Source organism: Nocardia xishanensis NBRC 101358, assembly GCF_001613365.1.
GTDB classification, from domain to species: Bacteria; Actinomycetota; Actinomycetes; order Mycobacteriales; family Mycobacteriaceae; genus Nocardia; species Nocardia xishanensis.
Window position 1 is genome coordinate 1 of sequence record NZ_BDCF01000119.1, and the last position, 767, is coordinate 767.

The following is a 767-nucleotide window of genomic DNA, read 5'->3' on the forward strand; positions in this document are numbered from 1 at the left end:
GCGTGGCCGCCGCGAAGGCCGCGCGCGGCGAGATGCCGTGACCCGGCGTACGGTGACCTGCGGCGGCGCGCACGGCCTGCCACGGATTCAGTTCGGTCACCGGCGCGTCCGAGCCGATGGCCAGCGACACGCCCGCGGCGGCCATGGCCGCGAACGGATTCAGCGCGGCGGCCCGCTCGACGCCGAGCCTGGCCGCGTACATGCCGTCCCGACCGCCCCACGTCGCGTCGAAAACCGGTTGGACACTGGCGATCACGCCCCACGAGGCGAGCTTGCCGATCTGCTCGGCGTCCACCATCTCAGCGTGCTCGACGCGGTGTCCGCGCGCCGCGACGGCCGGCCCGCCGAGCTCGTCGGCGACCCGTTGGAAGCCCGCGACCACCGCGTCCATGGCCGCGTCACCGATGACGTGGAAGCCCGCCTGAATGCCCGCCGCGGTGCACGCTCGCAGGTGCGCGGCGATGGCGTCGGCGTCCAGATATCCGGTACCCGTCCCGGGCGTGTCGGCGTAGGGCTCGCGCAGCCAGGCGGTGCGCGAACCGAGCGATCCGTCCACGAACAGATCACCGCCGAGCGCGTGCACGCCGAGCTCGGCGACCAGGGCCTTGGCCTGCTCGGGACTGGTCACGGCCTCGCCCCAGTAGGCGCGCACCTCGACACCGTGCTGGAATTCCAGCAGTTCGCGCACGTCGTCGCGGCCCGCGATGTCGGGTCCCGAGCATTCGTGCACCGCCGCGATGCCGCGGGCGGCCGCCGCGTCCAACGCC

General features: G+C 74.1%; 1 protein-coding gene. It reads right to left on the reverse strand.

Translation table 11 applies throughout. The annotated features are described in order from the left end of the window. Window positions 1-767 (reverse strand): amidohydrolase family protein (locus NX1_RS34920; RefSeq protein WP_157120419.1); only part of this gene is annotated, 767 nt, incomplete at both ends.